We start from the raw sequence: 19,492 nt of genomic DNA, 5'->3' as shown, positions 1-19,492 counted from the left end.
GCACCTCCTGCGTCGGCGCTCGACAGCAGCAGCCTGATGGGCCGCCCACCGCGTTCGTGAAGTCCAGCCGGTTCGCGTTCTTCCCGGGCTCAGCCCGTGATCGGGTAGGTGTTCTGGAAGGCGAGGCGGGAGTCGGCGGTGTCGGCGAGCCTGCCGAGCTGGTCGTCCAGGCCGAGGAATACCTGCCAGGGTTCCTGGCCGGAGGCGATCACCAGATGGTCGACGAGCAACTGTTCGAGGTCACGGATTCGTTTCGCCTTCCAGATCTTGTCGGCGAGGCTGACCACGAGGTCGTCGACGGTGATGTCTGGGTCGGTCCAGTTGGAGTGGGTGGCGGCGAAGCGGGCGACGTGTGAGGCCACACCGGCGTCGAGGAGGAGTTGCCGGCCGGCCTTCTCGTGGAGAGAGCCTGGGCCGGACAGCTCTTCGACGTGGATCGTCTTGCCGATGTCGTGCGTCGCGGCGCCGTACAGGACTGCCTCGCGGTCGAAGGGCAGGTCGCTGTAGGCGGTAGCGAGCCAAGCGGTGATCTCGTAGGCGACGTCATGAACCGCACGCAGGTGCGCTGCCAGCCGAGGTGGAACTCGCAGTTGGAGTAGCAAGTCGGCCACCTCGGCAGGCAGCTCCCGTACCGGCGGTTCGCCTGGGTCGGTGAGTGCGTGCTCAAGTCGCGTTTTCACGGAGTACGAGCGGCTGTCAGGCGAAGAGGTTTTCGGCGTCGACGATGGTGTAGGCGTAGCCCTGTTCGGCTAGGAAGCGTTGGCGGTGGGCGGCGAACTCGGCGTCGACGGTGTCGCGGGCGACGATCGAGTAGAAGCGGGCCGTCCGGCCGTCACCCTTCGGGCGGAGTACGCGGCCGAGGCGCTGGGCTTCTTCCTGGCGGGAGCCGAACGTGCCGGAGACCTGGACCGCGACCGACGCCTCGGGCAGGTCGATCGAGAAGTTCGCGACCTTGCTGACCACCAGCATGTTGATCTCGCCGGTCCGGAACGCCTGGAACAGCCGCTGGCGCTCCTTCACCGTCGTCTCGCCCTTGATCACGGGGCATCCGAGCCGCTCGCCGAGTTCGTCGAGCTGGTCGATGTACTGGCCGATCACCAGCATCGGCTCGCCCTTGTGGTGCTCGGCGATCCGCCGTACCAGCCGTGACTTCGCCGGCGTCGAGGCGGCCAGCCTGTACCGGTCCTCCGGCTCGGCCGTCGCATACACGAACCGCTCGGTCTGCTCCAGATCAACCCGTACTTCGACGCAGTCGGCCGGCGCGATCCAGCCCTGCGCCTCGATGTCCTTCCAGGGCGCGTCGTACCGCTTCGGCCCGATCAGCGAGAACACATCGCCTTCGCGACCGTCCTCGCGGACCAGCGTCGCGGTCAGCCCGATCCGCCGCCGCGTCTGCAGATCCGCCGTCATCCGGAAGATCGGGGCCGGCAGCAGGTGCACCTCGTCGTACACGATCAGCCCCCAGTCGCGCGCGTCCAGCAGCTCGAGGTGCGTGTAGACGCCCTTCCGTCGGGTCGTCATCACCTGGTACGTCGCGATCGTGACCGGCCGGACCTCCTTGCGCGCACCGGAGTACTCGCCGATCTCCTCCTCGGTCAGCGTGGTCCGCTTGAGCAGCTCTTCCTTCCACTGCCGCGCGGAGACGGTGTTCGTGACCAGGATCAGCGTGGTCGCGGACGCCTGCGCCATCGCGGCAGCGCCGACGATCGTCTTTCCCGCGCCACAGGGCAGTACTACGACGCCCGAGCCGCCGTGCCAGAACGCGTCGGTCGCCTGCTGCTGGTACGGACGGAGGTCCCACCCATCTTTGACCAGGTCAATCTTGTGCGCCTCGCCGTCGACGTACCCGGCGAGGTCCTCAGCCGGCCAGCCGAGCTTCAGCAGCGTCTGCTTCAAGTGACCGCGCTCCGACGGGTGCACGATCACGGTGTCGTCGTCGATCCGGGCCCCGAGCAGCGGCTTGACCTTGGCGCTGCGGCACACCTCTTCGAGCACCGGCCGGTCGGTCGTGATCAGCACCAGCCCGTGCTCGGGGTGCTTCTCCAGCCTCAAGCGCCCGTAGCGGTCCAGCGTCTCGGCGATATCGACCAGCAACGAGTGCGGTACCGGGTAGCGGCTGTAGCGCAGCAGTACGTCGATCACTTGCTCGGCGTCATGTCCCGCGGCCCGGGCGTTCCAGAGCCCCAATGGGGTCAATCGATAGGTATGCACATGCTCCGGAGCTCGCTCCAACTCCGAGAACGGGGCGATCGCCTTACGGCAGTCACTCGCTTCGGCATGAGCGGTCTCCAACAGCAGCGTCTTGTCGGACTGCACGATCAACGGCCCGTCGGTCACTACGGGTTCTCCTGTCAGCAGGCTTCGGACGGAACACTCCGCCCGACCCTCCATTGTGCCTCCTCACGCCAAACACCCCCGCCGGTACTACCCCCGCGCCCCTCAACCCGGCGCCGTCCAGCACCCCGCGCCGTCCAGCACCCCGCGCCGTCCGGAACCCCGCACCCCGCGCCTCCGGAACCCCGCACCCCGCGCCGTCCGGAACCCCGCACCCCGCGCCGTCCGGAACCCCGCACCCCGCGCCGTCCGGAACCCCCGCACCCCGCGCCGTCCGGAACCCCGCACCGCTCCGCCTCGTACCGTCGTACCCCGGCCGGAACGAGGCGCTCGCCGCGCGCCCGAACTATCCGGCCTTCAAGGAGCCGGCGGGCTTGTAAGTGCCGACGATGATGCCGGACGGCATTGTTTTCGTTCCGGCGAGCTCGAGGGCCCGTCCCGGGGTGCCTTCCGCGAAGAAGCGCTTCCCGGTGCCCAGGAGGACCGGGTAGACGATCAGCAGGACTTCGTCCGCGAGCCCGTGTTCGAGCAGGGTCGAGGTCAGCGTCGAGCTGCCCGAGAGTACGAGGTCGGGGCCGTCCTCGGACTTGATGCGGCGTACGCCCTCGACCATGTCCCGTCCGAGGTCCTCGAACGGCCCCCATGATCCGAGGCTTTCCGGTCGGTGGGTCGCGACGTACTTCGTGGCCGCATTGAGGCGATCTGCCATCGGGCTGCTCGGCGCATGTGGCCAGAAGCCCGACCAGAGATCGTAGGTGAAACGGCCGAGCAGCAGATCGAAGCTCTCGCCGTGGGCGGCGAGCAGCAGATCGCGGCCCGCGGGCGTCCGATAGGGCGCGGTCCACTCGCTGTAAGGGAAATCGTCGCCGTCGTCGGAGTGCTGGATCACACCGTCCAGCGAGATGTGTTCGATGATCTTGAGGCTTCTCATGCGCGTCTCCGTGTTCGGGGTGGGCGTCCTAGTACTACAGCCGCAGTTCGTGATGGTGGGGTGCTCCACCGCTCGCGGTCGGCGAGAACTTGGGGGCTTGAACACCAAACCGGGACTGCGGACAGGTCATTTCATGCCCGCAGTCCCGGTTTGGTGTTCAAGGTCCCCATTTCTGGCCGGCTCCGGGCACCCGAGATTGCTCCGCCGCCAGGATCGAGACCGGACATCACGAACTAGTGCCGTACTAGTGTCCTGTTCTGAAGTTCGCTGGATAAGTTGGTCTCGGGTGTTTTGTCCTGTGCCGCGTTGGCGGTAGCGGCTTCGGCTGCGTGGCAGTAGTCCTTCGCCCGCCGGGATCGGGTGGGAGTTCGTTCGCCGTCGGGGCACCGGGGTCTGGTGGGGTTGGTCAAGTGCGCGGAGCGTGATTGGGCGGGTCGGCTGGCTCCGAGGCTGTGTGTGTCTGGGATGCTCGCTGTTGCCTGCGGTGTGGGCGTCTTTGTGCATCGGCTGAGTGTTCCGGGCCGATCGCGTGCTCAGGGCGTGCACAAGGGCGCGGAACGCCCGCGTCGGTTGCCGGCCTCTGTGCATCCGCTGAGCGTTTTCCGCGGGTGGAATACTCAGCCGGTGCACAAAGACGCCCGCACTTGGGGCGTCGGGGTTGGCTGCCATCGGTGCGGCCTCAGACACCTTCCGGGGAGCGGGGGGCCGGGGGCCGGGGAAGGCCTCGTCCCCCGCGCCCGGCATGGTGTCAGACTTATCCAGCGAACTTCAGAAGCAGGACACTAGGCGTGGGCAGCGGAGGCGCCTCGTTCGGCCAGCAGTACGTCGAGTTGGGGCATCGCCGCGCGCAGCCCTTGTTCCATGCCGGGTGTCGTTTGCTCCATCGCTTCGATGCTGGAGAACCGGGTGACGATGGTCGTGCGTGATCCCGTCGGCGTGGCGTCGAAGGTGAACTTCATCGACGACGGCATGTCCTCGTCCTCGGTGTTGTCCTCACCGTCGTCCGCCTCGAACGAGCTGATGGGATTCACCGCGGTGTACGTCCAGGAGCCACTCCATTTCTCTCCGTTCTGCCCGCTCAGGAAGTACTCGGCGCGACCGCCCACTTCCAGGTCGAGACGGGTGAACGTGGCGGGCCAGGTAGGTGGTCCCCAGAAGCGCTCGAGTTGGCGCGGGTCGGCAAAGGCGTCCCACAGGCGTTGTTGCGGAACCGGGTAGTCGCCCACCACGGTGAGGGTGAGCTGTACGGCGTCTTTGGTGACAGAGGTCAGCGGCATCGTCATTTACCTTCCGGCAGAAGAACGGTCAGCGGCATGGTCATTTACCTTTCGGCAGAAGAACTTCGTCGAGCTGCGCCATCCGCTGGCGCCAAATGGATTCGTAGTGGTCGAGGAGCTCGCTGGCGCGCCGGAGCCGCGCTTGGTTGGTGGAGACCAGTTGCTCGCGGCCGTTCGGACGCTTCTGGATGAGTCCCGCGCGCTCGAGCACGGCGACATGCTTCTGCACAGCGGCAAAGCTCATCTCGTACCGCGCCGCAAGCTCGGTCACCGACGGCGCCCCCGTGAGCGACCGCGCCAGGATGTCGCGGCGAGTCCCATCGGCCAAGGCACGAAAGAGCTGATTGAGCGACTCTTCGCTCTCTTCCTGAAGTACAACCATGTAGTTGTACGTTAGTCCCGTCCGACTGCTCTGGCAAGGGCACTGACCGGCGAGGGCACTTTGTGCTTGGGATGAGTGCTGTCCCGCGGCGGGGCGCTCGTCCCGAGCACAAAGCGCGGGGGGCAAGGGGCCACCCAGGACGAGCATTACCCCTGGCGAACTCGGTCGCCCGGCATCAGTTCGCAGTTGAGTGGCGGCGAAGGAAGCGCGGCCCCAGGTGGACGGGAGCAGGCGACGGAGGAGTTGCGTGGGGGCTGTTAGTCCGGGACGGGGCGGGCGGCTGCTATGCGGTGGAGGGCGTAGGTGCGGGGTTGGTCGGCGCCGTCGTCGTACGCCGTGAGCCAGCCGTCGGCTACTCGGACTGGTTCTACGATGCGTTCTGCCGCGTTGCCGTTGTGGTCTACGTAGGAGATCCACGTCGGGCTGCCGGATTCGGCCGCCTCGGCGAGAACGCTGATGGTTTCGGCGGGGGCTGTTGCTTCGCCGGCGGTGTGTTCGGCGGGGCGCTCGGCGGCTACTCGGTCGCCTGCGCGGACGCGTTCGATGACTGCCTTGACCTGGTCGTCGCTCAGGTCGATGACGCTGTCGGCGAAGTCCCGGCTGGTACGGCGGCGTGGGGGTGCGCCGCGGCGGTGACCTGCCGACGTCACGTGGACCACGCCGTCGAAGGTCTCGCCGAGCGGAGCCAGGCCTGCCTCACGCAAACGCGAAAGCACCATGTCGGGTGGCGACGGCGACACCACCACGGTCGGAGCCAGCCGCCGGAAGCGGATGCCCGGCAAGTTGGAGCCGAGCAACTGCGTCAGCACGGTCTCGTCGTCGCAGCGCAGGTACGTCGAGGCCGCGCCGATTCGCAGTACGCCGTGGCGCCGGGCGACGTCGTCGATGAGGTAGCTGAGCGGCTGCGGCACCGGCGTACGCGAGTGCTCGACCAGCCAAGAGTGCAGCTGCTCAGCCGTCCGCCCGAGGTCGAAGGCGCGCCGGATCGAGCTCTCGCTGAACCGATAGACACCGCCACCACCGTGCGACTCCGCATCAGCCATTACGACCAGGTTCTCTTGTACTGCGCGCACCAGCGGCCCAGGCGCGACAGCGGTCAGGTCAGCTTGCAGCAGCACCTCGGAAACCGGCTCCGGGACCAACGGCTGGATCGCGGCCGCCAGGTCGTCGGCGGCAGGCTCCTCGTCAAGCAGCACCCGAGCATGGGAAGCAAGCGAACCAAGACCGGTCAGCCCGAGCAGTGCGGCTTCCACAACAGTCCACTCGACCAGATCGTCGCGGAACTGCCCGCCGCGACGCGGGCGATGCCATGCGACCCAGGTGACGACAGACTCGGCTGCCGGCGCAGTACCGGCTCCTGCTTCGGACAAGGCCTGCAAGGTGAGTTGCCGGACCTCTGGCGCCAGCAAGCGCTCCAGATCCGGTGCCAGAGCGTTGACCAACCGTTCGCGCGCAGCAGCAGTTGCACCACCGCTGTCGCGCCGACCGATCAGTCCGATCGCACGCAGACCGCTGTGCCACGCCATGACCAGCACAGCCCACCGGTGCGCGGTGTCGAGCTCCAGCCAGTCGTCATACGAGGCAGTCGGCAACCAGAGCTCGCCCGTACCGACCTCAGCGGCAGCAACCAGCCCAGCGGCGTACGCGATCTCCAGTACGGCGCCAGCAGTTTGCTCATCCGCACCGATCTTGGCGCCGAGGCTGCGGAGCTCCCGTACGCCGATGCCGCCCGTCCGCAGTACGGGCGGGGGATCGGTGCCGAGCTGCTCGAGCGCACTGTCGACGAGGCGAACCAGGTCGAGCGCAGCACCAGCCGCAGCACGATCAGCGATCAAGGCAGACACCTGCTTGCCCGCAAGCGGCGGCGGCGTGGGCCTGGTGGACGCCAGTACGCGCCCACCTCGCAGGTGCAGCCCAATCTGCCGCGGCAGGGCCACGGTGTTGGCGTCCTTCGGTACTACGAGACCGCGGGCGAGCAACTGCTCCACCGGCGTCTTGGCGGACGCGATCGTGACCGGCCGCTCAGCCTTCTCGACAGTGCCGGTCGGCGGACCCCAGGTGAGCTTCGCCAGCACCTCACGCGCCTCGGGACCAGCCTCTTCGATGAGCTTGTCCAGGTCGCCGAAGTGCCGAGTAGTGATCGGACCAAGGCCGGCCGGTGTCGGCCCAAGGAGCTCATGTACCGCGCGGATCGGGCGCAGGTCGTCCTCGTGGCCCCAGACAAGCGCCAGTGCGAGCAACTCGACTACCCGAGGCTGCACGATCTCTAGGGGCTGGTCGACACCTTCAGCGAGAGCCTTGAGGTCTACCGGCTCGGCCAGTGCGGACAGTGCCTCCAACAGGTCGACACTGAACTCGTCCAGCCGGTTGATAGCACGAGCCGCCGAGGCGTTGGTGGTCGCCCGGGCCGCAAGCTGGCTGGTGTCGGCGGGGATCGGTGTGGCCAGGTCGGGACGGTTGAGGAGCAGGTGGCCGAGAGCAGCGTCGTCCCAACCGCGTAGTGCCTCGGCGAGGGTACGGGGGCGGGTCCACTCGGTATTGCTCATCCCTCCAACGGTACGGCCCCGCACCCAGCAACCACGACTCGCAGCCAGACTCTTGTCACTACACCGTCACAGCGAAGCGCCGGTGGCTACTTGTCAGCCGGTACTTCGGCGGCTCCCGCGTGGCCGATGCGGCGGAAGCCAACCCGCTCGTAGACGGCTGCCACGGCGTCCGATTCGGCAGACAGCAGGACCAGAGTGACGCCCATCGCGAAGGCGTGCTCGGCCAGGCAGCTGGTCACCGCAGCCGCGAGGCCCTGGCGACGCATAGTCGGCAAGGTGGCGACGCCGACGATCTCGCTGGCCTTGCCGACCGGCTGGTGCACGCCGCTGGCGACCAGGCCGTCCTCGGTGGCCGCACCGGCGGTGATGGAGAAACCGGCCTGGGCGCGATCCAGGAGCATCTTGGCCATCTCGGGCGTGACTTCGGCGGTCTTGGCCTTCCTGTCCTCGATGCCGCCGTCACCGACCGCGGTACCGGGATTACCGAAGGCGACCGAGGCGACGGCGCGGGCTTCCCGGAGTACGGACTCGATCGCGGGCAGGATCGTGACGGTCGCCGCGGCCGTGGTGGGCTTGAACTCGGCCGGGTCGAGGACGAGCAGCGGGTGCTCGACGACCTCCAGGCCGGCAGCGGCCGCGGCGGCGCTGAGCGACGGGCAGGTCTCGACGACCCACTCCAGATTCAGCGGGAGGTCGAGCTCGGCGCAGCGCTTCCGCAGCTGCTCCAGGTCGGCCGCCTCGATGGTCTGCTCCGAACCCGGCCGCGGACGCGCGTAGTACGGCCAGACGACCGTGCTGCGGAACAACGTGAACGGGCCGACTTCCTCGGCGGTAGCGCCGGACAGCGGCGCGGCGTGCAGGTAAGCGTCGACCTCGGTCAGCAAGTTCATGCCCGGAGAGTCGCAGCCGCATCGGTCCACGGCAACCGAATATGTCGAAGTCACCGAACCGGCTCCGACGTCGTCCACGAGCAGCACCCAACTCGAGAAGGAGACGACATGCCGAAGGTGACGTCAGCCGACGGGACCACGATCGCGTACGAGGTGTCCGGCGCCGGCTCGCCGGTCATCCTGGTCGGCGGCGCTTTGAATGTCGCCGCGTCGACCCGGCCACTGGCCCAGGCGCTGGAGCACCGGTACACCGTGGTCTCCTACGACCGTCGCGGTCGCGGAGCCAGCACCGACACGAGCCCGTACGACGTCGCGCGCGAGGTCGACGACATCGCTGCCCTGCTCACCGCCCTGGGCGGTCAAGCAGCCGTCTTCGGATTCTCGTCCGGGGCTGCTCTGGTGGTGGAGGCGGCGGCCGCCGGGCTGCCGATCACGAAGGTGGTGCTGCAGGAGCCGCCGTACGCACAGGACGACGCTGAGCCCAATGAAGGGGGCCCGGCCGTACTGCGCTTCCTCGCGGACGGTCGGCACAGAGAAGCCGTCGAAACGTTCCTCACCATGGCCGGGATGCCCGCCGACGCAGCGGTTGATCTGGCGGCTCAGCCCGGGATGGCCGACTTGGCGCCGACACTGGCCCACGACTTCGCCGTGATGGGGAACGCCACTCCCGGCGGCACAGTCCCGTACGACCTGATCGCCAAGGTCACCCAGCCGACGCTGGTCATCTACGGCTCGGCCAGCCCGCCGTTCATGATCGACGCCGCACGGTCGATCGCGAACGCCCTCTCAGACGGCCAGCAGGTGGAACTGCAGGGTCACCAGCACGTAGTACCGCCGGAGGTGCTCGGCCCCGTCGTCGAAGCCTTCCTCGCCTGACAACGCAGTACGGCGCACTCAAGCAGAGCCGCGCCGTTCTGCGATGTTGTCAGTCGGCCAGGATCTCGATGGAGTCCACGCGGTCCGCGTAGAACGCCAGGTGGTCCTGGATGTCTGCGACCGGAGCGTACGGGCTCTCGTACGTCCAGACAGCGTTCACCGTCTTCTCGCCACCAGGGGTGATGCTGAAGTACGACGCGTCGCCCTTGTACGGGCAGTAGCTCTCGTTGTCGGTGCGCTCCAGCTGCGTCATGTCGACGTCCTTGCGCGGGATGTACTGCACCGCCGGGTAGTTCGCCTCCTGCAGCGACAGCGCCTCGCGGGTGTCCGCGACGACCTGGCCGGCCACCTTCACGACCACGCGGTCGGGGTTCTTCTCCACCGTGATCGGGTGATCCGGCCCCGGAACCTTCACAAGCTTCTCCGACATCTCAGCTCCCAAGAATCGACTCTTCAGGTTTCAACAACCTCCACGCCGGCGATCACATTCCCGCTTTCTGCGAGCATCTTGGGGTGGAGTCGCGGCAGGTCGAGTACTTCGTGGCGGTGGCTGAGGTGCTGAACTCAGACCGGTAGCAGCTTGATCAGCAGGCACGGGCCGCCGTCGAAGATGCCGCCGTCGATGCCGAGGGCCAGGCCGTCGGAGTACAGCAGGGGACCGGTCAGGTACGCCGGGTCGATGCCGAGCTGGTCGGCCACGATGCTGTGGCCGTGCACGATCCGGCGGCCGCCTAGGCGCTGCAGCAGATCGGCGGCCACCGCCGGGCCGGCCTCGCCGCGGAAGGCGTAGCGCGACGTCATCCGGCGCCAGACCTCCCACCAGACGGTGATGTCGTCGCTGTGCAGGTCGGCCCGGGCGGACTCGTTGATCTCGTCGATCGAGTCACCCCACTCGAGATACTCCTCGGTGTCGGAGTGCAGCAACAGGTGGTCCGCGTCCAGTCCGACCATCGGCTGCTCGATCAGCCAGGCCACGTCGTCGTCGGTCAGCAGTTCCTGGTCGCGGTCCTGGCCGCCGTTCAGCGCCCAGCTGCGTTCGAAGCTGCGGGAGGTGATCCCGTCGTGCGGCACGAAGGTGTCGCCGAACTTGCGCATCCCGAGCGCCAGGATCTCGTGGTTGCCGAGCAGTACCCGGATCTCGCCGGTGCCGGCCGCCGCCTGGGCGGCGAGGCGGCGGACCAGGGCCAGTACGCCGACGCCGTCCGGGCCGCGGTCGAAGAAGTCGCCGAGGATCCAGAGCCGGACGTCGTGGTCCGACCAGTTGCCCTCGGCGTCGATCAGGCCGGCCGCCTGGAGTGCCTCGGCCAGTTTCTCGGGATGGCCGTGGATGTCGCTGACCGCGTACGTCGCGGTCATGCGGGGCTCACCCTCGAAGCGTCAGCACGATCAGTACGACGTTGAGGGCCGTGACGGCGGCTGCGACCAGGCATGCCGTGAGAGTAGTCGGCCAACGGTTGACCAGGTCGCCCATGACACGCTTGGAGGCGGTCAACCGGACCAGCGGCCAGAGCGCGCAGGGGATGCCGAAGCTGAGCACGACCTGGGAGACGACCAGCGCACGGCTGGGGTCGATGCCGATCGCGAGGATGATCAGGGCCGGCAGCAACGTCACCAGCCGGCGGGCGGCGAGCGGGATGTGCCGCTGCCAGAACCCTTCCAGGATGACCGATCCGGCATACGTCCCGACCGAGGACGAGGCGAACCCGCTGGCCAGCAAGGCCAACGCGAACAACAGTGCGGGCAGACTGCCGATCCGGTCCCCGATCGCGGTGTGCGCCGCGTCGAGCGAATCGGCCCCGGTGCCCTTCAACGCGGCCGCTGCGACCACGACCATGGCCAGGTTCACCGCACCGGCCAGCGCCATCGCGACCGCGACGTCGACCCGCGTGGCGCGGAGTACGCGCTGCTTGCCTGAGGCCGACCGGATCGACTTCCAGTGCCGGTCGGTGACGAGGGCCCCGTGCAACCAGATCGCGTGCGGCATCACCGTCGCGCCGAGCATTCCGGCCGCCAGCACCACGGACTGGGTGCCGTCGAGCCGCGGCACCAGCCCGCCGATGACGCCGGATCCGGACGGGTGGGACTGGATCGTCGACACCACGAAACCGACCAGTACTACGGACAGCAGTCCGATGATCGCTGCCTCGAACGGCCGCTGGCCACGCTTCGACTGATAGATCAGCAAGGCGAACGACACAGCGCCGGTGATCGCACCGCCCAGCAGCAACGGGATCGAGAACAGCAGGTTCAGCGCGATCGCACCGCCGACCACCTCGGCCAGGTCGGTCGCGACCGCGACCAGCTCGGCCTGGGCCCACAATCCGGTGGAGGTGGACCTTTTGAAGTGTTCCCGGCACAACTGAGGCAGCGTCCGGCCGGTCGCGATACTCGCCTTGGCCGCCAGATACTGCACCAGCACGGCCATCAGGTTCGCCCCGACCACGACCCAGCAGAGCAGATACCCGTACGTCGCGCCCGCCGCGATGTTGGTCGCGAAGTTGCCCGGATCCACGTACGCGACCGCCGCTACGAAGGCAGGACCGAGCAGCAACAGGCCAGATCGGTTCAGTTGCCGTCGAAGCGGTGCCGGTGCGTACATGGGAGAAGTGTGTCCGAAGCCGGGGACAAAAGGGGATCCGGTCTGATTTTGAGACAGATCCGTCCAGGATCAGCCCCAGGACCAGCGCACCTCGAGCGAGACCTCGACCGTCTGTTCGCCCGGGGTGACGGCAATTTCCGCGTCGAACCCGGCCGCCGCCTTCCCCGCCGCCATCGCCCGGATCGGTGCGTGGCCGTAGGTCTCGGCGACGGCGGCGATGGACCCGATCGTCTGGCCGGCCAGACCGGCCAGGTGGTCGGCCTTCTGCCGGGCCTGGGCGAAGGCGAGCTCCCGCGCCTGCTCCAGCAGCGGCGCCTTGTCCGCGACGTCGAACTGCAGCCCGTCCAGGCCGAGGTCGTTGCCGACAGCACCGACGGCCGCGTTCAGCAGCCGCCCGAAGCCGGTCAGGTCCGTCGTCGAGACCGTCAGTGAATGCGACGCGCGATACCCGGCCACCTGCATCGAGTCGGCGTACTGCGGATAGACGTTCACCGAACTGGTGTGGATGTCCTTCTCGGCGATCCCGTGCTCGCGCATGGCTGCATTCACCGCATCTGTCCGCTCGCCTACCTGAGCGACCGCGGCCGCCACGTCCGGAGCATCGTGTCCCACGCTCAGCGTCAGACGTAATACGTCAGCCGGCGCAGTAGCCTGCCCGGTCCCCACCACAGTGATCCCAGAGTCCATACCCGCCAGTCTGACCGAAGACCGCAACCGGCGCCCGGTTTCGAAGACCCGTTCGACCTCCGGCGAGTCGCTCCGGGGGAAATCGGGCAGCACGCGCGGTTGGGGTTGTCGCCGGGGTGGTCTGGAGTGACGATGGCGGGATGAGTCTGCCGTCGTATGCGTCGGGTGTGTCCGAGGTTCCGTTGCTGGGGGAGACGATCGGGCAGAACCTGAGCCGGACGGTCGCGGAGTACGGCGATCGCGAGGCGATGGTCGAGGTCGCGAGTGGGCGGCGATGGACGTACGCCGAGTTCGGGGCCGACGTGGACGAGTTCGCCCGCGGGCTGATGGCGCGCGGGATCGCGAAGGGGGATCGGGTCGGGATCTGGGCGCCGAACTGCGCGGAGTGGACGATCACGCAGTACGCGACGGCCGCCATCGGCGCGATCCTGGTGAACCTCAACCCGGCGTACCGGACCCATGAGCTGGCGTACGCGCTGAATCAGTCCGGCGTGAAGCTGCTGATCTCCGCGACCGAGTTCAAGACCAGCGAGTACCGCAAGATGGTCGAGGAGGTCCGGCCGGACTGTGCCGCGCTCGAGGACGTCGTCTACATCGGTACGCCGGACTGGGCCGCGGTGGTCGAGGCGTCGGGCGATGTAACGGCCGAGCAGTTGGCCGAGCGCGCGGAGCAGTTGAGCTTCGACGACGCGATCAACATCCAGTACACGTCGGGGACGACCGGCTTTCCCAAGGGCGCCACCCTGAGCCACCACAACATTCTGAACAACGGCTACTTCGTCACCGAGACAATTGCCTTCGGCCCCGACGACCGGTTATGTATTCCAGTACCTTTTTATCATTGCTTCGGAATGGTGATGGCGAATCTCGGCTGCACCACTCATGGTGCCTGCATGGTGATTCCGGCGCCCGCCTTCGACCCCGCTGCGACGCTGAAGGCTGTCCAGGACGAGCGCTGCACCGGCCTGTACGGCGTACCGACGATGTTCATCGCCGAGCTGGGCCTGGCCGACTTCGCGTCGTACGACCTGACCTCGCTGCGGACCGGCGTGATGGCGGGTTCGCCGTGCCCGGTCGAGGTGATGAAGCGCTGCGTCGCCGACATGCACATGGCGGAAGTAGCCATCTGTTACGGGATGACCGAGACCTCGCCGGTGTCGACGCAGACCCGTCGCGACGACGACCTGGACCGCCGTACGTCGACCGTCGGTCGCGTGATGCCGCATGTCGAGGTGAAGCTGCTGGACCCGGCCACCGGACTGGTCGTGCCGCGCGGCGAGCCGGGGGAGCTGTGCACGCGGGGGTATTCGGTGATGCTCGGCTACTGGGACGAGGCCGAGAAGACCGCCGAGGCGATCGATCAGGCGCGCTGGATGCACACCGGCGACCTCGCGGTGATGCGCGACGACGGCTACGTGAACATCGTCGGCCGGATCAAGGACCTGGTGATCCGCGGCGGCGAGAACGTGTACCCACGCGAGATCGAGGAGTTCCTCTACACGCACCCGGACATCGCGGACGTACAGGTGATCGGCGTACCGGACGAGAAGTACGGCGAGGAGTTGTGCGCCTGGATCAAGCTCAAGGACGGTGCCGAGCCGCTGGATGCCGCCAAGATCAAGGAGTTCGCCGACGGCAAGCTCGCGCGGTTCAAGCTCCCGCGCTACGTCCTGCTCGTCGACGACTTCCCGATGACCGTCACCGGGAAGATCCGGAAAGTCGAGATGCGCGAGAAGTCACTCGCCCTGCTCGGGCTGCGACAACCAGCGCCGCCAGACTGAAGGTTGCTCCGAGCAAACAAACCGCGAGCCAGCCGAACGCGTCGTACAAGGCGGTGGAGGCGATCGCGCCGAGGCCGCTGCCGATCGAGTAGAACACCATGTAGCCGCCGATCAAGCGGCTGCCGGCGTCGGGGCGCAGTCCGTAGATCATGCTCTGGTTGCTGACATGCACGGCTTGTACTGCGAGGTCGAGCAGGATCGCGCCGATCGCCAATGCCCACAGCGATCTCGGAGTGAAGGCCAGCGGCAACCAACTCAACGTCAGCAGGGTCAGTGCGGCCAGGGTCGTAAACCTGCCCCGCCCTCGGTCGTTGAGGCGTCCGGCCGGTCCTGCCGCTAGTGCACCCGCCGCTCCGACGAGCCCGAACGCGCCGATTGCGGTGTGTGACAGGCCGTACGGCGGTGCGCTCAGTGGCAGGGCGATCGAGCTCCAGAGGGTGCTGAACGCGGCGAAGATGAGTAACGCCAGTACTGCGCGGGCGCGGAACAGCGGCTCCGTCCAGAGGCTCGCGGTGGAGCGCAGCAATTCGCAGTACGAGAGATTCGCCTTGTTTTGTGGGGTTGTTCGGAACAGGGTCACTGCGATGAGCAGGCTCAGGACGCAGGAAGCGAGATAGACCGACCGCCAGCCGGCGAGATCGGCGAGCAGGCCGGAGACTGTCCGGGCCAGCAGGATGCCGATCACGATTCCGCTGGTGACGGCGCCCACCACTCGCCCGACCTCGGCCGGGCGGCTGAGTGAAGCGGCGAAGGCCACCAGGGACTGGGTCACCACCGCCAGCAATCCGATCGCGGCCAGGCCGATCAGGAGCAGGGCTGCCGTGTGGGCGACGCCGGTGACGAGCAGGGCGGCCGCGAGGAGCAGGAACTGAAGCCGGATCAGGCGGCGACGGTCGACCAGATCGCCCAGTGGGACCAGGAAGAACAGCCCGAGGCCGTATCCGAGTTGGGTGATCGTGACGAAGAGGCCGACGCGGCCCGGTGGGATGCCGAGATCGGCGCCCATCGTCACCACCAGCGGCTGCGCGAAGTACACGTTGGCGACCGCCGCACCGGCCGCGATCGCCAGGAACAGCCGTCTGCTTGGTTGCATATTGCTACCATAAGCAGAGTGGTAGCATGATGCAACCAGGAGGTGGATGATGGTCGAGCGGACCAGGTTCGACGAGGCGGAGTGCCCAGTGGCGCGGTCGGTCGACGCGGTCGGCGACTGGTGGTCGCTGCTGATCGTGCGGGACGCGTTCGACGGGAGCCGCCGTTTCGGCGAGTTCCAGCGCAGCCTCGGCGTCGCCAAGAACATCCTGTCCACCCGCCTGAAAGCCCTGGTGGACCAGGGGATCCTGGAGCTGCACCCAGCAGGCGCCTACAACGAGTACCTCCTGACCCCCAAGGGTGAGGCGCTCTTCCCGGTCATCGTTGCCCTGCGCCAATGGGGCGAGGCCTTCTCCTTCGCCCCAGGTGAACCTCACTCGGAACTCCTCGACCGCCGCGACGGCAAAGCCCTCCGGCCGCTGACCGTTCACGCCGCCGACGGGCGCGCCGTCACGCCCGCCGACACCGTCGTACACAAAATCAGCTAGCCGGCCGGGCCAGGGCGCTACCGGACGGCGGCGAGTGCGGCGGAGTCTTCGTCGCCGAAGGTGTCCTCGAGCTTCTCGGGGGAGTAGTCGAGGTCGATGCCGGCCACGTCCGCGCCGACGGCCGACTCGATCGCGCCGAGGCGACGGGTGGCGCGGTCGCCGGCGTACGTCATCAGGGCGGTCGGATCGATCTCGGGTGGGAGTTCCGGGGAGTTCTCCAGGGCCCATTGGATTTGCACGAGGGCGTGCGGGAGCAACTCCTCCATCGTGTCCGTGACGACCTTCCAGTTCGACGGATCGGCGGCGACGTGGCGGCGGCAGGTGAAGGTGCCCCAGGCCATGTGGCGGCGTTCGTCGTCACCGATGCGGCGGATGAGTTCCTGCATGCCGGGCAGGACACCGCGGCCGGTGCACAGCAGGTTCCACGAGTGGTAGCCGGTCAGGGCCAGAGTGCCTTCTACTACGTGGTTGTAGGTGACCGACGCGCGCACCTGGTTCGCCGGCGACGGGTCGTCCGCGAGCGACTTGAGCGCGACCGGCAGTGCCTCGTAGAAGATCGCCCTGTACCCCGGGTTGGTCTCCACATACCGGTGCAGATCCTCGGTGACGCCGACCGCGTCCAGCCACATCCGGAACACCGCGGTGTGCTTGGCCTCCTCGAAGCAGAACTGGGTCAGGTACATCTCGTCGCCGAACCGGCCCTCCGCGGCCATCGCCTGCAGGAACGGCTGCAGGTCCTCGGTGACCGCTTCCTCGCCGGCGATGAACTGCGAGCACAGCATCAGCGCGTTGTCCCGCTCGTTGTCGGTGAAGTCCTGCCAGTCCTTCGCGTCCTGGCTGAAGTCGATGTCGCGCGGGTTCCAGAACTTGCGATTGCCCTTGTCGAACAGCCGCAGCGGCAGGGCGTCCCAGTTGAGCCCGCCCGCCTGCAACGTGCTGAAACCCTGCCGGTGAAGAGGATTCGTCATCACTTACCTCCTGCTGCTGAGAAATGGACCAAGCACCCGGCCGACCTGCTCGGCGACCACAGCGGGCGCCGGACCGGGGTTGACGATGTGGCTCAGTACGACGCGCAGCGCGATGTCCACACAGGTGGTCGCGTCGTCGGCGCCCACCTCCGGCCAGTGCTCGCGGACGTGCGCGTCGAGGCGTTGGTGGCTCAACTCGAGCACCTGCTGTCCGCGGGTGGTGAGGAGCTGGCTGGCCTGGTCCGAACCGGGGGCGCTGAGCGCGGCCTTCACGAGTGGGTTGTCGGAGGCCAGCGTGAGCGCGCGCTCGACCGCGGCGCGAAGACCGTCGATCGGGTCGGGATGGTCGGCCAGCGCGGCGTTCACATCGACCAGGAAGCGTTCGGTCTCGCGTGCCGCGACCGCCTGGAGCACACCCCACTTGTCGCCGAACTCGTTGTACACCGTCTGCCGCGAAACCCCGGTCCGCCGCCCGACCTCGGCCATCCGCAACCCGTCGTACCCACCGGCCACGATCACGTCGTAGGCCGCGTCGAGCAGCTCGTCGCGCAACCGCCGCTTGGTCCGCGCGGCGAAGGAGTCCATGCGACCCAGGATTTACATTTCGGGCCCTGATGTCAAGAGAGCGGACGAGATGACTGGCAATGTCAATCCCGCAGTCCGGCGCAAAGCGCCCGACCCGCTCCATCTGCGACCTGCTGGCGACGCAAACCGTGTGCTTCGCTTCCCCCCATTGCGGTTACCCCACTGTTAGAGCAGTGGGGTAACCCCAACAGGAGTGGGCGAACCCCCATGCCAGTGGGGTAACCCCAACAGGAGTGGGCGAACCCCATGCCGGTGGGCGAACCCCATGCCGGTGGGCGAACCCCCATGCCGGTGGGGGAAGCCCCATGCTGGTGGGGGAAGCCCCATGCTGGTGGGGGAAGCCCCATGCCGGTGGGGGAAGCCCCATGCCGGTGGGGGAAGCCCCATGCCGGTGGGGGAAGCCCCATGCCGGTGGGGGAAGCCCCATGCCGGTGGGGGAAGGCCCATGCCGGTGGGGAAGCCATCCGAGATGGCTGGCCGAGGTCGGGGGTTGGGATACCCAGCGGCCTGGCGGAGGCGGAGGACGTAGGGTTGGGGACGTGTCAACCGCCGAGCTGCAGTCCGCCGATCCCGTGACCCATGACGTGCCGGAGCTTGTGGTCGGGTTCGATCTCGACATGACGCTGATCGACTCCCGGCCCGGGATCCAGGCTGTCTGGGACCTGCTGGTGGCCGAGACGGGCGTGCCGATCGACACAGACCTGGTGGTGAGCCGGCTCGGGCCGCCGCTGACCTGGGAGATGGCGAACTGGTTCCCCGCGGATCAGGTCGACGCGATGGTCAGCCGGTACCGCGAGGTCTACCCCGCCCACGCGATCACCGGCAGCCTGCCGCTTCCTGGCGTCGCCGAGTCGCTGGCCGCCGTACGGGCTCTGCGCGGACGGACCGTGGTGGTGTCCGCGAAGTACACGCCGAGCGTGAAGCTGCACCTGGATCACCTCAGGCTGGATGTCGACGAGCCGGTCGGCGACCTGCACGGGGCCGAGAAGGGCACCGCGCTGCGTGAGCACCAGGCCACCATCTACGTCGGCGATCACACCGCCGACATCGATGGAGCCAAGGCCGCCGGAGCCGTCGCCGTGAGCGTGGCGACCGGGCCGTTCTCCGCGGACGAGCTTCGCGCGTACGGCGCTGACGTAGTACTCAATGATCTGACCGAGTTCCCGGCCTGGCTCGACGCCTACGTGCTCGAGCAGCGGCTCGAAGCCCTGATGGCGCGACTGTCCGGCTACGAGAAGCTGGTGGTCGCGTTCTCCGGTGGCGCCGACTCGGCATTCCTGCTGGCTGCCGCGGCCCGGGCGATCGGCCCGGCGAACGTGGTGGCGGCGACGGCCGTGTCCCCGAGTCTTCCGGTCGCCGAGCTCGAGCCGGCCGCCCGGTTCGCGGACTCGCTCGGCGTACGGCATGTGACTCCGCACACGCACGAGATGGACCGCGAGGGATACCAGGCGAACGCCGGCGACCGGTGCTACTTCTGCAAGGCCGAGCTGGTCGAGACGCTGCAGCCGATCGCGGACGAGTTCGGGATCGAGGCGATCGCCACCGGGACGAACGCCGACGACGCGATCGCGGGCTTCCGGCCCGGGATCCGGGCCGCCTTCGAGCGCGGCGCGATCACTCCGCTGCGCGATGCCCGGCTGACCAAGGCGCAGATCCGGGAGGCGTCGCGTGGCTGGGGGCTGGAGACGTCCGACAAGCCGGCCGCGGCCTGCCTTTCCAGCCGGATCGCGTACGGGATCCGGATCACCCCGAACCTGCTCGTCCGGGTCGACCGGGCCGAGCAGGCGGTCCGCGACCTGCTCACGCCGTACGGCGTGCAGAACGTCCGGGTCCGCGATCTCGGGGAGTCCGCGAGCATCGAGATCGACGCCGACCTGCTCAGCCGGGTGGACCTCGCGGCGCTGGTCGATGCGGTCCGGGCGCAGGGCTTCACGGCCGCCGCCGTCGACCCCCGCGGCTTCCGTTCCGGCTCGATGAACGAACGTCTCGCCAACCCCGACCGCTACCGCTGACCGTCTGCTCCCGAACGACCGTTGGGCAGGACGTCGGTTCCCAA

18 protein-coding genes are annotated in these 19,492 nt (G+C 68.0%); 4 read left to right on the top strand and 14 right to left on the bottom strand.

Going from position 1 to position 19,492, the window contains the following annotated elements; genetic code table 11:
• Nucleotides 1-89 precede the first annotated feature (89 nt).
• The 7 genes from F1D05_RS14355 to F1D05_RS14325 all read right to left on the bottom strand — a co-directional run bounded on the left by F1D05_RS14355 (nt 90) and on the right by F1D05_RS14325 (nt 8,360).
• Entirely contained in the window at nt 90-680 is a 591-nt protein-coding gene (locus tag F1D05_RS14355) for an HD domain-containing protein (protein WP_185448162.1), read from the bottom strand.
• 16 nt (nt 681-696) lie between these two features.
• Complete coding sequence (locus tag F1D05_RS14350) at nt 697-2,337, bottom strand: DNA repair helicase XPB (RefSeq protein WP_185448161.1); 1,641 nt, start codon at nt 2,335-2,337, stop codon at nt 697-699.
• A gap of 343 nt (nt 2,338-2,680) precedes the next feature.
• Nucleotides 2,681-3,265 (bottom strand): dihydrofolate reductase family protein, encoded by a 585-nt coding sequence (locus F1D05_RS14345; RefSeq protein ID WP_185448160.1) that lies wholly within the window; start codon nt 3,263-3,265, stop codon nt 2,681-2,683.
• Between the two features lie 782 nt (nt 3,266-4,047).
• A complete protein-coding gene (locus F1D05_RS14340; protein WP_206686211.1) occupies nt 4,048-4,542 on the bottom strand; it encodes an SRPBCC family protein in 495 nt (164 codons plus the stop codon).
• Nucleotides 4,543-4,582: 40 nt separating this feature from the next.
• Nucleotides 4,583-4,924: an ArsR/SmtB family transcription factor gene (locus tag F1D05_RS14335; RefSeq protein WP_185448158.1), complete on the bottom strand. Its 342-nt coding sequence runs from the start codon at nt 4,922-4,924 to the stop codon at nt 4,583-4,585.
• Between the two features lie 257 nt (nt 4,925-5,181).
• The gene (locus F1D05_RS14330) at nt 5,182-7,470 is read right to left on the bottom strand and encodes a helicase C-terminal domain-containing protein (protein ID WP_185448157.1); all 2,289 of its coding nucleotides are present in this window, start codon (nt 7,468-7,470) and stop codon (nt 5,182-5,184) included.
• A gap of 86 nt (nt 7,471-7,556) precedes the next feature.
• On the bottom strand, nt 7,557-8,360 hold the full coding sequence (locus F1D05_RS14325) for a GNAT family N-acetyltransferase (RefSeq protein ID WP_185448156.1): 804 nt from the start codon (nt 8,358-8,360) through the stop codon (nt 7,557-7,559).
• 108 nt (nt 8,361-8,468) lie between these two features.
• Between F1D05_RS14325 and F1D05_RS14320 the strand changes: the two genes are divergently transcribed.
• On the top strand, nt 8,469-9,236 hold the full coding sequence (locus tag F1D05_RS14320; RefSeq protein WP_185448155.1) for an alpha/beta fold hydrolase: 768 nt from the start codon (nt 8,469-8,471) through the stop codon (nt 9,234-9,236).
• Between the two features lie 49 nt (nt 9,237-9,285).
• On the opposite strand, the gene F1D05_RS14315 is transcribed toward F1D05_RS14320, so the two are convergent.
• The 4 genes from F1D05_RS14315 to F1D05_RS14300 form a co-directional block, all read right to left on the bottom strand.
• Nucleotides 9,286-9,666: a DUF427 domain-containing protein gene (locus F1D05_RS14315; protein WP_185448154.1), complete on the bottom strand. Its 381-nt coding sequence runs from the start codon at nt 9,664-9,666 to the stop codon at nt 9,286-9,288.
• Between the two features lie 134 nt (nt 9,667-9,800).
• Nucleotides 9,801-10,592, bottom strand: coding sequence for a metallophosphoesterase (locus tag F1D05_RS14310; RefSeq protein WP_185448153.1), 792 nt, complete (start codon nt 10,590-10,592; stop codon nt 9,801-9,803).
• A gap of 7 nt (nt 10,593-10,599) precedes the next feature.
• Nucleotides 10,600-11,835: an Nramp family divalent metal transporter gene (locus F1D05_RS14305; protein ID WP_185448152.1), complete on the bottom strand. Its 1,236-nt coding sequence runs from the start codon at nt 11,833-11,835 to the stop codon at nt 10,600-10,602.
• Nucleotides 11,836-11,904: 69 nt separating this feature from the next.
• A complete protein-coding gene (locus F1D05_RS14300) occupies nt 11,905-12,522 on the bottom strand; it encodes an SIMPL domain-containing protein (RefSeq protein WP_185448151.1) in 618 nt (205 codons plus the stop codon).
• A gap of 140 nt (nt 12,523-12,662) precedes the next feature.
• Here F1D05_RS14300 and F1D05_RS14295 point away from each other — a divergent pair, with 140 nt between their 5' ends.
• On the top strand, nt 12,663-14,303 hold the full coding sequence (locus F1D05_RS14295; RefSeq protein ID WP_185448150.1) for an AMP-binding protein: 1,641 nt from the start codon (nt 12,663-12,665) through the stop codon (nt 14,301-14,303).
• Here the strand turns inward: F1D05_RS14295 and F1D05_RS14290 are convergent.
• On the bottom strand, nt 14,221-15,396 hold the full coding sequence (locus F1D05_RS14290; RefSeq protein ID WP_185448149.1) for an MFS transporter: 1,176 nt from the start codon (nt 15,394-15,396) through the stop codon (nt 14,221-14,223). The two genes, F1D05_RS14295 and F1D05_RS14290, sit on opposite strands and share 83 nt — an antisense overlap.
• Nucleotides 15,397-15,445: 49 nt before the next feature.
• Here F1D05_RS14290 and F1D05_RS14285 point away from each other — a divergent pair, with 49 nt between their 5' ends.
• Complete coding sequence (locus F1D05_RS14285; RefSeq protein ID WP_185449165.1) at nt 15,446-15,883, top strand: winged helix-turn-helix transcriptional regulator; 438 nt, start codon at nt 15,446-15,448, stop codon at nt 15,881-15,883.
• A gap of 17 nt (nt 15,884-15,900) precedes the next feature.
• On the opposite strand, the gene F1D05_RS14280 is transcribed toward F1D05_RS14285, so the two are convergent.
• On the bottom strand, nt 15,901-16,851 hold the full coding sequence (locus tag F1D05_RS14280; RefSeq protein WP_185448148.1) for a R2-like ligand-binding oxidase: 951 nt from the start codon (nt 16,849-16,851) through the stop codon (nt 15,901-15,903).
• Between the two features lie 3 nt (nt 16,852-16,854).
• Nucleotides 16,855-17,436, bottom strand: a complete 582-nt coding sequence (locus F1D05_RS14275; protein ID WP_185448147.1) for a TetR/AcrR family transcriptional regulator — start codon at nt 17,434-17,436, stop codon at nt 16,855-16,857.
• A 539-nt stretch (nt 17,437-17,975) separates the two neighbouring features.
• Here F1D05_RS14275 and larE point away from each other — a divergent pair.
• Nucleotides 17,976-19,448: an ATP-dependent sacrificial sulfur transferase LarE gene (gene larE / locus F1D05_RS14270; protein ID WP_185448146.1), complete on the top strand. Its 1,473-nt coding sequence runs from the start codon at nt 17,976-17,978 to the stop codon at nt 19,446-19,448.
• Nucleotides 19,449-19,492 lie beyond the last annotated feature (44 nt).

The sequence above is a fragment of the Kribbella qitaiheensis genome, assembly GCF_014217565.1.
GTDB lineage: Bacteria > Actinomycetota > Actinomycetes > Propionibacteriales > Kribbellaceae > Kribbella > Kribbella qitaiheensis_A.
The sequence above is the reverse complement of the archived record's forward strand: the minus strand, read 5'-3'. Positions and strand labels throughout refer to the sequence as shown.

What these genes read in the sequence shown, in the direction of transcription:
- F1D05_RS14280 (WP_185448148.1), bottom strand. Translation starts at nt 16,851, where the DNA reads ATGACGAATCCTCTTCACCGGCAGGGTTTCAGCACGTTGCAGGCGGGC.
- F1D05_RS14325 (WP_185448156.1), bottom strand. Translation starts at nt 8,360, where the DNA reads ATGAACTTGCTGACCGAGGTCGACGCTTACCTGCACGCCGCGCCGCTG.
- F1D05_RS14330 (WP_185448157.1), bottom strand. Translation starts at nt 7,470, where the DNA reads ATGAGCAATACCGAGTGGACCCGCCCCCGTACCCTCGCCGAGGCACTA.
- F1D05_RS14295 (WP_185448150.1), top strand. Translation starts at nt 12,663, where the DNA reads ATGAGTCTGCCGTCGTATGCGTCGGGTGTGTCCGAGGTTCCGTTGCTG.
- F1D05_RS14345 (WP_185448160.1), bottom strand. Translation starts at nt 3,265, where the DNA reads ATGAGAAGCCTCAAGATCATCGAACACATCTCGCTGGACGGTGTGATC.
- F1D05_RS14285 (WP_185449165.1), top strand. Translation starts at nt 15,446, where the DNA reads ATGGTCGAGCGGACCAGGTTCGACGAGGCGGAGTGCCCAGTGGCGCGG.
- F1D05_RS14310 (WP_185448153.1), bottom strand. Translation starts at nt 10,592, where the DNA reads ATGACCGCGACGTACGCGGTCAGCGACATCCACGGCCATCCCGAGAAA.
- F1D05_RS14290 (WP_185448149.1), bottom strand. Translation starts at nt 15,396, where the DNA reads ATGCAACCAAGCAGACGGCTGTTCCTGGCGATCGCGGCCGGTGCGGCG.
- F1D05_RS14335 (WP_185448158.1), bottom strand. Translation starts at nt 4,924, where the DNA reads ATGGTTGTACTTCAGGAAGAGAGCGAAGAGTCGCTCAATCAGCTCTTT.
- F1D05_RS14305 (WP_185448152.1), bottom strand. Translation starts at nt 11,835, where the DNA reads ATGTACGCACCGGCACCGCTTCGACGGCAACTGAACCGATCTGGCCTG.
- F1D05_RS14275 (WP_185448147.1), bottom strand. Translation starts at nt 17,436, where the DNA reads ATGGACTCCTTCGCCGCGCGGACCAAGCGGCGGTTGCGCGACGAGCTG.
- F1D05_RS14340 (WP_206686211.1), bottom strand. Translation starts at nt 4,542, where the DNA reads ATGCCGCTGACCTCTGTCACCAAAGACGCCGTACAGCTCACCCTCACC.
- F1D05_RS14315 (WP_185448154.1), bottom strand. Translation starts at nt 9,666, where the DNA reads ATGTCGGAGAAGCTTGTGAAGGTTCCGGGGCCGGATCACCCGATCACG.
- F1D05_RS14320 (WP_185448155.1), top strand. Translation starts at nt 8,469, where the DNA reads ATGCCGAAGGTGACGTCAGCCGACGGGACCACGATCGCGTACGAGGTG.
- F1D05_RS14300 (WP_185448151.1), bottom strand. Translation starts at nt 12,522, where the DNA reads ATGGACTCTGGGATCACTGTGGTGGGGACCGGGCAGGCTACTGCGCCG.